The organism is Nonomuraea sp. NPDC059023, assembly GCF_042740095.1.
In the GTDB taxonomy this organism is placed as follows: Bacteria; Actinomycetota; Actinomycetes; order Streptosporangiales; family Streptosporangiaceae; genus Nonomuraea.
Window position 1 is genome coordinate 58,415 of sequence record NZ_JBHYIO010000030.1, and the last position, 13,904, is coordinate 72,318.

General features: G+C 72.8%; 11 protein-coding genes. 6 read left to right on the top strand and 5 right to left on the bottom strand.

Features of this window, described 5'->3' with window-relative positions; translation table 11 throughout:
- Nucleotides 1-48: 48 nt before the first annotated feature.
- Both ACFWYW_RS39865 and scpA read left to right on the top strand, forming a co-directional pair.
- On the top strand, nt 49-1,731 hold the full coding sequence (locus tag ACFWYW_RS39865) for a methylmalonyl-CoA mutase family protein (RefSeq protein ID WP_379617306.1): 1,683 nt from the start codon (nt 49-51) through the stop codon (nt 1,729-1,731).
- Nucleotides 1,728-3,893, top strand: a complete 2,166-nt coding sequence (scpA, locus tag ACFWYW_RS39870; RefSeq protein WP_379617304.1) for a methylmalonyl-CoA mutase — start codon at nt 1,728-1,730, stop codon at nt 3,891-3,893. Before ACFWYW_RS39865 ends, scpA begins: the two co-directional genes overlap by 4 nt.
- A gap of 182 nt (nt 3,894-4,075) precedes the next feature.
- Here scpA and ACFWYW_RS39875 read toward each other — a convergent pair whose 3' ends face one another.
- From ACFWYW_RS39875 to ACFWYW_RS39895, 5 genes are all read right to left on the bottom strand, one after another.
- Nucleotides 4,076-4,543 (bottom strand): GNAT family N-acetyltransferase, encoded by a 468-nt coding sequence (locus ACFWYW_RS39875; protein WP_379617302.1) that lies wholly within the window; start codon nt 4,541-4,543, stop codon nt 4,076-4,078.
- A gap of 66 nt (nt 4,544-4,609) precedes the next feature.
- On the bottom strand, nt 4,610-6,049 hold the full coding sequence (locus tag ACFWYW_RS39880; protein WP_379617300.1) for a protein kinase: 1,440 nt from the start codon (nt 6,047-6,049) through the stop codon (nt 4,610-4,612).
- Nucleotides 6,050-7,561, bottom strand: a complete 1,512-nt coding sequence (locus ACFWYW_RS39885; protein WP_379617298.1) for a serine/threonine protein kinase — start codon at nt 7,559-7,561, stop codon at nt 6,050-6,052.
- Nucleotides 7,561-9,195, bottom strand: coding sequence for a serine/threonine protein kinase (locus ACFWYW_RS39890; protein WP_379617296.1), 1,635 nt, complete (start codon nt 9,193-9,195; stop codon nt 7,561-7,563). The genes ACFWYW_RS39885 and ACFWYW_RS39890 overlap by 1 nt, the downstream gene beginning before the upstream one ends.
- The gene (locus tag ACFWYW_RS39895) at nt 9,196-10,584 is read right to left on the bottom strand and encodes a serine/threonine-protein kinase (RefSeq protein WP_379617294.1); all 1,389 of its coding nucleotides are present in this window, start codon (nt 10,582-10,584) and stop codon (nt 9,196-9,198) included.
- 614 nt (nt 10,585-11,198) lie between these two features.
- Between ACFWYW_RS39895 and meaB the strand changes: the two genes are divergently transcribed.
- The 4 genes from meaB to ACFWYW_RS39915 all read left to right on the top strand — a co-directional run bounded on the left by meaB (nt 11,199) and on the right by ACFWYW_RS39915 (nt 13,895).
- A complete protein-coding gene (gene meaB / locus ACFWYW_RS39900; RefSeq protein ID WP_379617292.1) occupies nt 11,199-12,158 on the top strand; it encodes a methylmalonyl Co-A mutase-associated GTPase MeaB in 960 nt (319 codons plus the stop codon).
- Between the two features lie 338 nt (nt 12,159-12,496).
- Entirely contained in the window at nt 12,497-13,126 is a 630-nt protein-coding gene (locus tag ACFWYW_RS39905; protein ID WP_379617290.1) for a TetR/AcrR family transcriptional regulator, read from the top strand.
- Nucleotides 13,127-13,128: 2 nt separating this feature from the next.
- Nucleotides 13,129-13,557, top strand: coding sequence for an acyl-CoA thioesterase (locus tag ACFWYW_RS39910; RefSeq protein ID WP_379617288.1), 429 nt, complete (start codon nt 13,129-13,131; stop codon nt 13,555-13,557).
- Nucleotides 13,551-13,895 carry a hypothetical protein gene (locus ACFWYW_RS39915; RefSeq protein ID WP_379617286.1) on the top strand — a complete coding sequence of 115 codons (345 nt, stop codon included), beginning with the start codon at nt 13,551-13,553 and terminating at the stop codon, nt 13,893-13,895. The genes ACFWYW_RS39910 and ACFWYW_RS39915 overlap by 7 nt, the downstream gene beginning before the upstream one ends.
- The last annotated feature ends 9 nt before the right edge of the window (nt 13,896-13,904 follow it).

The following is a 13,904-nucleotide window of genomic DNA, read 5'->3' on the forward strand; positions in this document are numbered from 1 at the left end:
GCGACCCCGGAGCATTGTTCTGGATCGGTTCCGCTTAATATCCGAGACATGGAACTGGCAGCCGGGTATCCCCCCGCCACCCGTGACGACTGGCACGCGATGGCGCTCGCCGTGCTGGGCAAGTCCGGCCTCGACTTCGAGGCGCTGACCAGCCGGACCTACGACGGGCTCACGCTCCAGCCGCTCTACGACGCCGCCGACCTGCCCGGCACGCCCCGGCCGCCGCTCGGCGCGCGTGGCTGGGACGTGCGCCAGCGGCATTCCGTGGCCGACCCCGAGGCGGTGCTCGCCGACCTGGAGAACGGCGTCACCTCGTTGTGGCTGGCCGTCGGCCCGGACGCGATCCCGGCCGCCGCCCTGCCGCGGGTGCTCAAGGACGTCTACCTGGACCTCGCGCCCGTCGTGCTCGACGCCGGGCCGCTGGCCGAGCAGGCCGCGGAGGTCCTGCTGGGGCTGGCCGCCGAACGTCAGGGGCCGGTACGCGGGAATCTGGGGGCCTCGCTCGCCTCGGTGGCGCCGCGGGTGGTGGCCGCCCTGGCCAGGCGGTGCGCGCAGGGGTACCCGGAGCTGCGGGCGGTGGTCGTGGACGCCACGCCGTACCACGACATGGGGGGTAGTGACGCGCAGGAGCTCGGCTGCTCGCTGGCGCTGGGCGTCGCGCACCTCAGGACGCTCACCGGCGCCGGGCTGAGCGTGGAGGAGGCGTTCGGGCAACTGGAGTTCCGGTACGCGGCGAGCGCCGACCAGTTCGCCACGATCGCCAAGCTGCGGGCGGCGCGGGTGGTGTGGGCACGGGTGGCCGAGGTGTGCGGCGGGCCCGCGCGGCAGGCGCAGCACGCGGTGACCAGTGCGGCCATGATGACCGCTCGCGACCCGTGGGTGAACATGCTGCGCACGACCCTGGCCTGCTTCGGCGCCGGGGTGGGCGGGGCGGACGCGGTGACCGTGCGGCCGTTCGACGCCGCGGTGAGGGAGCCGGACGCGTTCGGGCGGCGGATCGCCCGCAACACCCACGCGCTGCTGATGGAGGAGTCCGGCGCCGCCCGGGTGGCCGATCCGGCGGGCGGCTCCTGGTACGTGGAACGGCGTACGGCGGAGCTGGCCGAGGCGGCCTGGACGTGGTTCCAGGAGATCGAGGTGGCCGGAGGGCTGCCGGACGGGGCCGGGGAGCTGGTGGCCGGGCGCATCGCGGAGGTACGGGCCCGGCGCGAGGCCGACATCGCGCACCGGCGGCTGCCGATCACCGGCGTGAGCGAGTTCCCGAACCTGGAGGAGAAGCCGCTGCCGGGCGGCGCGCCGAGCAGGAGCGGGCGCTATTCCGAGCCGTTCGAGGAACTGCGGGACCTGGCCGACGCGCAGCCGGAACGGCCCACGGTGTTCCTGGCCACGATCGGCCCGGTCGCGGCGCACACCGCGCGGGCGGCGTTCGCCGCCAACCTGTTCCAGGCGGGCGGGCTGGCCATCGAGAGCGCCGGGCCCGGCGTGGACGCCGAGCGGATCGCCACCGCCTTCGCCGTCAGCGGCGCGCGGGTGGCGTGCCTGTGCTCCAGCGACAAGCTGTACCCCGAGCACGCCGAGGCGGTCGCCGCGGCGCTGAAACGGGCCGGCGCGAGACGCGTCTGGCTGGCGGGGAAGGGGGAGTACGAGCACGTGGACGGCCGCGTCTTCGCCGGGTGCGACGCGCTGGCGGTGCTCAGGACGACCTTCGACGACCTGGAGGTGGCACGATGAGCATCCCCGACTTCACCTCCGTCCCGCTCGCGGGCGGCACGCGGGAAGCCGGGCCCGAGGTGGCGGGCGAGGTGTGGGAGACGCCGGAGGGCATCGGGGTCAAGCCGCTCTACACGGCCGCCGACCTCGACGGGCTGGACTTTCTCCGGACCTATCCGGGGGCGGCGCCGTACCTCAGAGGGCCGTATCCCACGATGTACGTCAACCAGCCGTGGACGGTCCGGCAGTACGCGGGCTTCTCGACGGCGGAAGACTCCAACGCCTTCTACCGGCGCAACCTGGCGGCCGGGCAGAAGGGGCTGTCGGTGGCCTTCGACCTGGCGACGCACCGGGGGTACGACTCCGACCACCCGCGGGTGGCGGGGGACGTCGGGATGGCCGGGGTGGCGATCGACTCGATCTATGACATGCGGCAGTTGTTCGACGGCATCCCGCTGGATCGGATGTCGGTGTCGATGACGATGAACGGCGCGGTGCTGCCGATCCTGGCGCTCTACATCGTGGCGGCCGAGGAGCAGGGCGTGGCGCCCGAGCAGCTTGCCGGGACCATCCAGAACGACATCCTCAAAGAGTTCATGGTCCGCAATACCTATATTTATCCCCCGACACCCTCCATGCGGATTATTTCGGATATTTTCGCTTATACCAGCGAGAAGATGCCGAAATTCAACTCCATCAGTATCTCGGGCTATCACATCCAGGAGGCCGGGGCCACCTGCGACCTGGAGCTGGCCTACACGCTGGCCGACGGGGTCGAGTACCTGCGGGCGGGGGTGGGCGCGGGGCTGGACATCGACGTGTTCGCGCCCCGGCTGTCGTTCTTCTGGTGCATCGGCATGAACTTCTTCATGGAGGTCGCCAAGCTGAGGGCCGCGCGCCTGCTGTGGTCGCGCCTCGTTTCCGGATTTAACGCGAAAAATCCGAAATCTCTCTCATTGCGGACCCACTCGCAGACGTCCGGCTGGTCGCTCACCGCCCAGGACGTCTACAACAACGTCGTGCGCACCTGCGTGGAGGCCATGGCCGCCACCCAGGGCCACACGCAGTCGCTGCACACCAACGCCCTCGACGAGGCGCTCGCCCTGCCCGGCGACTTCTCCGCGCGCATCGCCCGCAACACCCAGCTCCTGCTCCAGCAGGAGTCCGGCACCACCCGCGTGATCGACCCCTGGGGCGGCTCCTACTACGTCGAGCGCCTCACCCACGACCTCGCCGAACGCGCCTGGGCCCACATCAGCGAGGTCGAGGAGGCCGGGGGCATGGCCAAGGCCATCGACGCCGGGCTGCCCAAGCTGCGCATCGAGGAGGCCGCCGCCCGCGCCCAGGCCCGCATCGACTCCGGCCGCCAGCCGGTGATCGGCGTCAACAGGTACCGGCCCGCCGCCGACGAGCCCATCGACGTGCTCAAGGTCGACAACAGCGCCGTGCGTGCCCAGCAGATCGACAAGCTGCGCCGCCTGCGCGCCGAACGTTCCGGCGACGAGGTACGGCAGGCGCTCGAAACCCTCACCAAGGCCGCAGACGCCGCCCAGAACGGCACCCGCGGCCCCGGCCTCGACGAGAACCTCCTGAAACTCTGCGTCGACGCCGCCCGCGCCAAGGCCACCGTCGGCGAGATCTCCGACGCGCTGGAGAAGGTGTACGGCAGGCACGCCGGCCAGGTGCGTACCATCTCCGGCGTGTACCGAGACGAGGCCGGCCCGGCCGCCAACATCGAGCGCGTCCGCGAGGCGTGCGCCGACTTCGAGCGCGCCGAGGGCCGCCGGCCGCGCATCCTGGTCGCCAAGATGGGCCAGGACGGCCACGACCGGGGCCAGAAGGTGATCGCGACCGCCTTCGCCGACCTGGGCTTCGACGTGGACGTCGGCCCGTTGTTCCAGACGCCGGAGGAGGTGGCGCGCCAGGCCGTCGAGGCCGACGTGCACATCGTCGGCGTGTCCTCGCTGGCCGCCGGGCACCTCACGCTGGTGCCGGCGCTGCGCGCGGCCCTCGCCGCCCTCGACGCGGAGGACACCATGATCGTGGTGGGCGGGGTGATCCCGCCCGGCGACTTCGCCGAACTGCGGGCGGCGGGGGCCGGCGCGATCTTCCCGCCGGGCACGGTCATCGCCGACGCCGCCCTCGGCCTCCTGAAGGACCTCACCGCGCGGCTGGGGCACTGACGGGCGAGCCCCCGGACAAGTGAGGCGCAAGTGTCGCGCATGCGAGCCGCAGTTGAATCCAGTCTGACAGCTCTGACTGGAAGGACGTGTGGTGTCCATGCCGTTGCACGATCAGTCCGAGGCTCCGGCGGCGTACGGTGTCGGCTGGGGCAGAGGCTCCCGATAGCGACAGATCGTCCGTCTCACCTTCCCGGAGGGCGGGTGCCTCCGGGAAGGTAGATCTGGTACTTGACGAAGCCCGGGTTGACGGCGACCTTGTCGTACAGGCGGCGGGCCGTGGTGTTGCCCTCCTGGGTGTGCCAGTAGACGCGGGCGCAGCCGTTGGCCTCGGCCCACTCGGTGACCGCGGCGATCAGGGCCCTTCCCGCGCCCTTGCCGCGTACGTCCGGGGCGGTGAAGAGGTCCTGCAGGTAGCAGAGGTCGGTGTCGGGAGCCGAGGTGCTGCCGTGGACGAGGAAGTGAGTGATGCCCACCAGCCGTCCGCCGAGCCGGGCGCCGAGCGCGTGCAGCCGGGTGCCGGACTGGAACTCCTGCCATGCCCTGTCGTACATGCTCTGCGGCTCGGCGCGCCCGTAGAAGGCGATGTAGCCGCGGAACAGTTCCTCCCAGACGTCGCGATCCGAGGGCAGCAACTTCTCCACAGTGACCATGTACCGAAATCTACGGACAAAGTCGCAGGTGGGGCATGGCCACTCGCGGTCCTTACCGCCCGACCACTACTCCTCGGGCCAGGGGGCGCCGTCGCAGGTGCTGAAGGTGAACGTCCGCGTCATGGCGTTGGGCGACAGCACCCGGAACTGCACCGTGTGCGCCCCGTCCGACCGGATGTGCGCGTACCCGAGCACCAGCTTCGTCGGCGCCGTCGCCGCGGCCTTGCCCATGTCGCGGCCGTCCAGGATCCACCGGTAGGTGAACGGCGTCTTCTTGCCCGCGCTCACGGTGGCGGCGATGTTCGACTGCCGGTAGCAGTCGCCGGTCCGCAGCCCCTCCGAGCGCAGGCTCACCGACCCCACCCGCCCGCTGGGCGCGGCCGGTTTGGACGTGGTGGGCTTCTGCGTAGGCTCGTCCGTGGTGGGCTGCTCGTCCGCCGTGGGCTTGGTGTCGGGAGTCTCCCGGGTACGGCTCGCGGCCGGCTTCGGCGTCCGGGACGGCCTGCCTGACTTCTTCGCCGTCGGCTTGGCCGGGCCCGCGCTGCTCGGCGGAGGCGTGCCCACGGACGGCAGCCCGAGCGGCGCCTGCGCGACCGGCCAGGAGATGCCGGTGACCAGCGCCGTGACCAGCCCCGAGGTCACCACCACCGCTCCCGCCGCCGCCCCGGCCACCAGCAGCGCCCGCCTCCTGCCATCCCCGCCGGAGGCGCGGGGCGCCTGGGAGCCCGCTCGCGGCCCCGCTTCAGAGGGCACGCCGATGAGCTGGAGCAGGACCTCCTGCATCGCCGGGCGGGCGGCGGGGTCCTTGGCCAGGCAGCGGGTGACGATCGGGCGCAGGGGGCCGGTGAGGTCGCCGAGGTCCGGGTCGGCGTGCTGGATCCTGGTGATGACCGCGGGCAGCGAGTCGTTGCCGAACGGCGGGCTGCCCGTGGCGGCGTACACCATGACGCCGGCCCACGCGAACACGTCGGTCGCGGGACCGATCCCCGCGCCGGCCAGCTGCTCGGGGGCCATGTAGGCGGGGGTGCCGACGATGCTGCTGGTCATCGTCAGGGAGGCGCCGGAACGGGCGATGCCGAAGTCGATCACGCGGGGTCCGTCCCGGCCGAGCAGGACGTTGCCGGGCTTGAAGTCGCGGTGCACCACGCCCGCGCGGTGGATGGCCGCGAGCGCGGTGGCGGTGGCCACGGCCAGACGTTGCAGCCCCGCCCCGCCGTGCCGCCCGGCCTCCGCCAGGGACGGCCCCTCCACGTACTCGGTCACGATGTACGGCCGGCCGCCGGTCGAGGCGTCCAGCACCTGCGCCACGCAGAACGGCTCCACCCGCCGCAGCGCCGCCACCTCCCTGGCCAGGCCGTCCCCGCCCTCGCGCAGCACCTTGACCGCGACCTTGGCGCCGTCCGGCGCCTGCCCGAGGTAGACCACGCCCTGGCCGCCCTCGCCGAGGCGCCCGGTCAGCCGGTAGGCGCCGATGGTCCGCGGGTCGTCGGGACGGAGCGGGCGCATCTACGACGTCGCGCACATCTTGAACGACACGGACGCGGAGCCGCCGCCGACCACCCTGTACGCGGCGGTGTGGGGGCCGTCGGACAGGGAGATCTGGCGTTTGGAGAAGACGTAGTCGCTGCGGCTGCCGTCCGGGAGCTTGCCGGAGCCGGTCTCGATGACCTCGCCGTCCACGATCCACTGGAAGGAGTACCGGGCGCCGGGGACGGTGGAGTCGATCCCGGCGCCGAAGTTCATGGAGCCCACGTAGCAGGTGCCCTCGTCCTTGATCTTGGACGCGCCTTGGGAGCGTACGTAGGCCACGGTGAATCGGGCGGCCTTGGTGGGGGTGGGGCGCTTGGTGGGGGTTCGGGCGGGGGTGGGTCTGGTGGGGCTCGGGCGTACCGGGGTGCGGGTCGCGGTGGGGCGTATCTGGGTGCGGGTGGGCGTCGGTCTGGTGGTCTTGGTGGCCGGTGTGCTCGCGCGGGCCGGGCCGTGGCCGGGTTTCCTGGTCTTGCCGGCGCGTCCGTCGCCCGGTCGGCCGGTGGCCGGGCGGTCGCCGGTGCGGGACTTGGCCTGGCCGCCCTTCTTCGACGCCTCCGCCGTGCCGGGCTGGAGGGCCAGCGTACTGGGCTGTCCGGCCAGGGTGACCTTCCACACGACGGCGGTTCCCGCGCTCAGCACCAGCGCGGTGGCCACCGCCGCCCCCGCCAGCACCGGCACCCGGATCCGCCGTCTCGGGCCCACGTCTGCCGGGACGGTCGTGGGTGCGGGGCTGCCCGCCGTACCTCTGCCGGTTGGGCCGCCGAGCAGGCGGAGCAGGACCTCCTCCATGGACGGGCGGGCGGCCGGGTCCTTGGCGAGGCACGCGTAGACCACCGCGCGCAGATGCTCGGGCAGGTCGCCGAACTGGGGTTCGTTGTGCAGGATGCGGTTGATGATCGCGGGCAGCGTGTCGTTGCCGAACGGCGGCGTGCCCGTCGCGGCGAACACGATCACCGACGCCCACGCGAACACGTCGGTGGCGGGCCCGACGCCCGTTCCGGCCAGTTGCTCGGGGGCCATGTAGGCGGGGGTGCCGACGACGCTGCTGGTGACGGTCAGGGAGGTGCCCGCGCGGGCGATGCCGAAGTCGATGACGCGGGGCCCGTCGCGGCCGAGCAGGACGTTGCCGGGCTTGAAGTCGCGGTGCACCACGCCCGCGCGGTGGATGGCCGCGAGCGCGGTGGCGGTGGCGACGGCGAGGCGGTCGAGATCGGCGCCGCCGTGGCGGCCCGCCTCCGCCAGCGAGGGCCCGTCCACGTACTCGGTCACGATGTACGGCGTGCCGCTCGCCGACGCGTCAAGCACCTGCGCGATGCAGAAGGGCTCCACCCGGCGCGCCGCCGCGATCTCCCGCTCGAAGCCGCCCTCGCGCAGCACCTTGACCGCGACCGGGGTGCCGTCCGGCGCCACGCCCAGATACACCACGCCCTGGCCGCCCTCGCCGAGCTTCCTGACGATGCGGTACGGCCCCACGCTCGGCGGTGTCACTAGTCCTCCATCGAGCAGACGCTGAACGGCATCGACCTGGCCGCGCTGCCCGGCGCGGTGACCTTGAGGGTGACGTTGTGCCCGCCGGTCTTGAGCATGTACTGGTGCGCCAGGGCCGGAGCGGTGAACTCACCCTTCGACACCCAGGTGCGGTTGCGGTGCTTGACCTGCCCGTCGACCACCCACGCGTAGCTGATCCACACCTCCGACCTGCTCGACTCCAACGAGCCGGAGAACCCGACCGGCGGCATGTAGCAGCTCGCCGTATGGTCCTGGCCGGGGCCGCCGTGCAGGTCGATGCCGAGAACCCGGACTCTGGCCGCGGCCGGTGCGGGCTTCTTCGTGGTGCGCACGGGGGTGGGGGTGGTGCGTTCGGGCGTCGCGCGTTCCCGCGTCGGGGTGGGGCTCTGGGTGGTGCGCTCGCCCGACGGCTTCGGCTTGGGGGTCTGCTTCGGGGTCTTCCTGGGGGTGGGCTTGCGGGTGGTCTTGGCGGGGCGCGGGGTCTTGCCGCCGTTCGCGGTGGGGGTCGAGGTGTACGGCGCGGCGGCCGCCCACAGCCCGGAGCCGCCGCCGAGCCAGGTCAGCCCCGACACCAGGCCACCGGCCACCACGACGGACCCGGCCACGGCCAGCGGCACCACGAGCGCGGCCCTGACCGGCTTGTTGCGCCGTACCCGATCGGTTGCCTGGTCGCGACGCGCGCCGGGATCGGTGACCGCCCCACCCTGGGCACGCTCCCACGCCGGACCCGCGTGTCCCCGTGCCTGATCCGGGACATCAGGGCCGGGGCGCTGGTCGCCGCCGAGGAGGCGTAACAGGACCGCGCGCATCGGCGGGCGCGCGGCGGGGTCCTTGGCCAGGCAGTCGTAGACGACGCCGCGCAACTGCCGGGGCAGCTCGCCGAGCTGGGGCTCGTTGTGCAGGATGCGGTTGATGATCGCGGGCAGCGTGTCGCTGCCGAACGGCGGCGTCCCCGTCGCGGCGAACACGATCACCGACGCCCACGCGAACACATCCGCCGCCGGCCCCACGTCGTGCCCGGCCAGCTGCTCGGGCGCCATGTAGGCGGGCGTGCCCACGATCCCGCTGGTCGCGGTAGCCGCCGCGTCGGTCGCGCGGGCGATGCCGAAGTCGATGACCCGCGGCCCGCCCGGCCCCAGCAGCACGTTGGCCGGCTTGAAGTCGCGGTGCACCACGCCGGCCTCGTGGATCGCCGCCAGCGCGGTGGCCGTCGCGACCGCGAGCCGCTGCAGGTCCGCGCCACTGTGCCGCCCCGCCTCGTGCAGCGACGGCCCTTCCACGTACTCGGTCACGATGTACGGCCTGCCGTACCCCCGAGCGGGAACGCCCTGCCCCGGACGGTGCCGCCGGCCGGGGCCCGGAGCGTCGCCGAGAGAGGCGTCGAGGACCTGGGCGATGCAGAACGGTTCCACGCGGCGCGCCGCCGCGATCTCCTTGGCGAAGCGGTCGTCGCCGCCCAGCCCGTCGCGCAGCACCTTCACCGCGACCGGGGGGCCGTTGCCGCTCTGCCCCAGGTACACGACGCCCTGGCCGCCCTCGCCGAGCCTGCCGACCAGTCGGTAGGGACCGATGGCGGCGGGGTCGTCGGGACCGAGCGGCGCGAGCGTGCCCATCTACTCCGTCCCCACCGGGCACACCTCGACCGCGATCGACTCGCGGGCCGTCACCGGCGAGGTGACGCGCAGGGTCACGGTGTGCCGTCCGGGCAGCGTGATGGCGGGCGGCGGGACGACGGCGCGGGTGCGCGCCTCGGTGATGTACGCCGTGCCGCGCCGCGCCACCTGCCCGTCCACGATCCAGGCGTAGCGGAAGCGCACCGGCCAGCGGGTTCCCTCGACGAGGCCGCTGATCACGGTGTCGCCCACCTGGCAGTCGCGGGTCTGGGCGGTTCTGACGCCTTGGGCGCGTACGTACAGGACCCGGATCGTGCCGACGTCCCGCGTGGAGGAGGCGCTGGGGGAGGACGTGGTGGAGGCGCCCGGGGAGGGGGTGCCGCTTGCGCGCGGGTGGCGGGCGCGGGTCTTGGCCGGCTTCGGGCTGGAGGAGGACGCCGAGGCCGGCGTCACCGTCGTGACCACGGGACCGGTGTCGCGGCGCGGGTCGGAGGTGAGCCAGACGATCGCCCCGGACAGGGCCAGCACCATCACCCCGGACACGCCGGCGATCAGCGCCCGCCGTACCCCGCGACGGGCGGGCGAGCGGCCCGCCTTCGCGGCCGGGAGCGGCTGCTCACCGCCCAGCAGTTGCAGGACGACCTGCCGCATGGCGGGGCGGAGCCCGGGATCCTTGGCCAGGCAGCCCTGCACGATCGCGCGCAGCGGCTGCGGCAGGTCGCCCAGTTCGGGCTCCTCGTGCAGGATCCGGTTGATCACCTCGGGCAGCGCGCCGTCGCCGAACGGCGGCCTGCCCGTCGCGGCGAACACCACCGTCCCCGCCCACGAGAACACATCCGCGGCGGCCCCGGCGCTCTGCCCCGACAACTGCTCCGGCGCCATGTAGGCGGGCGTCCCCGCCACCCCGCCCGCGCTCGGCGTGTGGTCGTCACCGGCCAGCCCGAAGTCGACCACCCGCGGCCCGCCCGGCCCGAGCAGCACGTTGGCCGGCTTGAAGTCCCGATGAACCACGCCCGCCTGGTGGATCGCCGCCAGCGCGGTCGCGGTCGCGTTGGCCAGCCGCTGGAGCTCGGCGCCGGTATGCCGTCCCGCCCGCTGCAGGGGCGGCCCGTCCACATACTCACTCACGATGTACGGCCGGCCGGCGAACGAGGCGTCCAGCACCTGTGCCACGCCGAGTGGTTCCACGCGGCGGGCGGCGGCGATCTGCTCGGCGAGGCGGTCGTCCCCTGTCCGGCCTTCGCGCAGCACCTTGACCGCGACCGGCACGCCGTTCCTGGCCTGGCCCAGATAGACCACGCCCTGACTGCCGGCGCCGAGCCGCCCGACCAGGCGGTAGGGTCCCACCACCGCCGGATCGCCCTCGCGCAACGGTTCGACGTGCGGCATGAGGGGAGTGACTCCTGTGACGGCTGAGATGAATCTCCAGAGACCCTAGCGCGTAGAGACACGATTTGTCGGAACTTAGTCCGATAAACACGTAAACACCCCCCACCACCAGCCCAAACCCCCAAGCATCCCGCGCCACGCGGCCAGCAGCCCTCCCCCGGGAACCCCTGAAGCCCCGAAGGGGCAGGACCCGATCGCACCCCGCAAGACCAGCCCCGGCCCACACCGCCCCCGAATGGCCGCCCCGTAGGGTCGCCCGCCCCCACGCAGGCCGCCCCCACGCAGGGCGCCCCCACGCGGCCCGCCCCCACGCGGCCCGCCCCCACAAAGGCACCCGCGTAGGGCCCGACCCCCACAAAGCCGACCGCCCTCACGCAGCCGCCTCCACGCAGCCGCCTCCGCACACCCGCCCCCACAGAGGCGCCCGCGTAGGGCCGCGCCCCGGAGAGCGGTGTGCCCGCGAGGCTGGAGGGCGGTTCACCCCGCGCTCGGCGGAGCCGAGCCCGCAGGGGGTGTGCCCGTGGGGCGTCCGCCGAAGTGCGGTGTGCTCTTGTGGGGGTGGTGGGGTGTGGGGGGCTGGGTGGGTGAGGGCGGGGAAACGTACGATCGGGGGCATGCGGTCGGTCGAGGACTATGTCGAGGGTGTGAAGGCCGGGTCCCGGACCTGGATCGGGCGGGCGATCACGCTGGTGGAGTCCACGAAGAGCGACCATGCGCGCTTGGCGCAGGATGTGCTGGTCGCGCTCACGCCGCTCGCCGGGCGGACGTGGCGGGTCGGGGTGTCCGGGGTGCCGGGGGTGGGGAAATCTACGTTCATTGATGGGTTCGGGACTTTGCTCACCGGGCTGGGGCATCGGGTGGCGGTGCTGGCCGTTGATCCCTCCTCCACCCGGACGGGCGGCAGCATTCTGGGGGACAAGACGCGGATGGGGCGGCTGGCGGCTGACCCACATGCCTACATCCGGCCTTCCCCCACCTCGGGGACGCTCGGGGGAGTGACCAAGGCGACCCGGGAGGCCATGGTCGTGGTGGAGGCCGCCGGGTACGACGTGGTGCTCGTCGAGACCGTCGGCGTCGGCCAGTCGGAGACCGCCGTCGCGGACATGGTGGACAGCTTTCTGCTGCTGAGCCTGGCGCGTACCGGGGACCAGCTCCAGGGCATCAAGAAAGGGGTGCTGGAGCTGGCCGACGTGATCGCCGTGAACAAGGCCGACGGGGAACACGAGCTGGCGGCGCGCAAGGCGGCCAGGGAACTGGCCGGTGCGTTGCGCATGCTGCGCTCGGAGGGGCCGCCGCCTCCGGTGCTCACCTGCAGCGGCCTGACCGGCGCCGGGCTGGAGGAACTGTGGCACCAGATCGGCGCCCACCGGGAACGGGTGGACGTGGCGGCCAAGCGACGCGCCCAGCAGGTCCGGTGGACATGGACACTGGTCCAGGACCGCCTGCTGGCCGAGTTGCACGGCGACCCCGAGGTGGCCGCGCTCACCAAGGAGGTCGAGCGCGAGGTACTGGCCGGCGAACTCACCCCCGCCCTGGCCGCCGACCGCCTCCTGGCCGCCTTCAAACGCCGGTGACCACCCCGCCGTAGCCACCCCGCCGTAGCCGCCCCACCAGTCCCCACCCCAAAGCGCCCAGAAACCCACACGCACCACCTGCCCCCACGCGCCGCAGCCCTCGCGCGCGCTGCCTGCCCTCACGCGGGGCCCACGCGCAGCCGCCTGCACTCCAGGGGTGTCCACGCGCGCCGCCTGCCCGCCCGTGCGTGTGCCGCCTGCCCACCGTGCGGGTGCTCCCCGCTCCAAGGGCTCCCGCTCCGGGTGTGCCGCCGTGCGCGAGACGCTTTCACAAGCGCCGCCATGGGGTCTGGAACCCAGAAAACAAAACGACCGGTCGTTCGTATATAGTCGGACCCATGACCGATGGACGCAGGTTGCGTGGGCAGCGGAGCAGGGAGGCGATTCTCGAGCGCACCGTCGCCCTCGCCTCCGTGGACGGGCTCAGCGGCCTCACCCTGGGGCGGCTGGCCGAAGAGTCCGGCATGAGCAAGTCGGGCTTCTTCGCTCACTGGCGTGACAAGGAACAACTCCAGCTGGACGCCGTCGACTGGGCCGCTCGCCAGTGGGTGGACCACATCGTCCGCCCCGCCATGCGCGCCCCCGCCGGTGTACGCCGCCTGTTCGCGATGCACGAGGCCCGCCTGCGCTTCTATGAGGACGGCGTCCTCCCGGGAGGCTGCTTCTTCTTCGTCGCCCAGGCCGAGTTCGACGACCGTCCGGGGAAGGTGCGCGACCGGGTGGCCAAGGCGATGGCCGACTGGCTCAAGGCCGTACGCGCGATGGTCGAGGAAGCCGTCACCCTGGGCGAACTCGGCGACGACACCGATCCGGGCCGCCTCGCGTTCGAGATCAACGCCCTGGGTGAGGCGACCGTCGTCCACGCCCGGCTGATCGATCCGGCCGAGGCCTACTCCTACTCCCGCGCCGCCGTCCTGCAGCGGTTGCGCGAACTCGCCACCGACCCCTCGCTCCTTCCGGAGGATTGACCGTGACCCAGTTCAAGCCCGTTCAGGTGCACTTCGACGACCTCGACGCCGTGGGCCTGCTGCACAACTCCCGCTACGCCCTGCTCGTCGAGCGCGCCGTGTCCGCCTTCTGGACCGAGGCGGGCTGGCGGTTCGACCCGGCGCTGTCGAAGTTCAAGGACTTCTACATGGTCGTGCGCGAGTTCAAGATCGTGTACAACACACCCGTGATGGGCACGGGCGACGTGCTCGTGGAGTTCTGGCTGGAGCGCATGGGAAGGACCTCCGGCGTGTACGGCTTCCGCGTCCTGTCCGCCGACAGGACGGTGGTCCACGCCGAAGGCCACCGCGTGAACGTCAACCTCGACTCCACCACCCTGAGGCCCACACCGTTCTCCCCGGAGATCCGCGAGGCGGCGGCCGTCCTGATGCGCGAACCCGCCGCATGCTGAGCACTCGCTGGCTGCCCGGCCCGCATGTGCCCGGCGACACCGCCGTGGTGGTCAGCGAGACCGCCTTCCAGCTCAACCGCGCCGTCGATCTGCCGCGCGCGTGCTGGGCCGGTTGGCGGCTGAGCCGGTTGTGGCCGGAGCTGGAGGGCGCCGTGGCGTTGCGGCTCTGGGCGGACCCGCTGCGGCGCCGTATCGGATCGGTGTCGGTGTGGCGGGAGGGCGCAGATCTCGACCGGTTCGTACGGCTGCGCGCGCACGCCGACATTGTCCGCGCCTACCGGGGCAAGGGCACGCTGACGACCAGGACGTGGGAGAGCATCGGTGTCCCCGGTGGGTGAACTATCCAT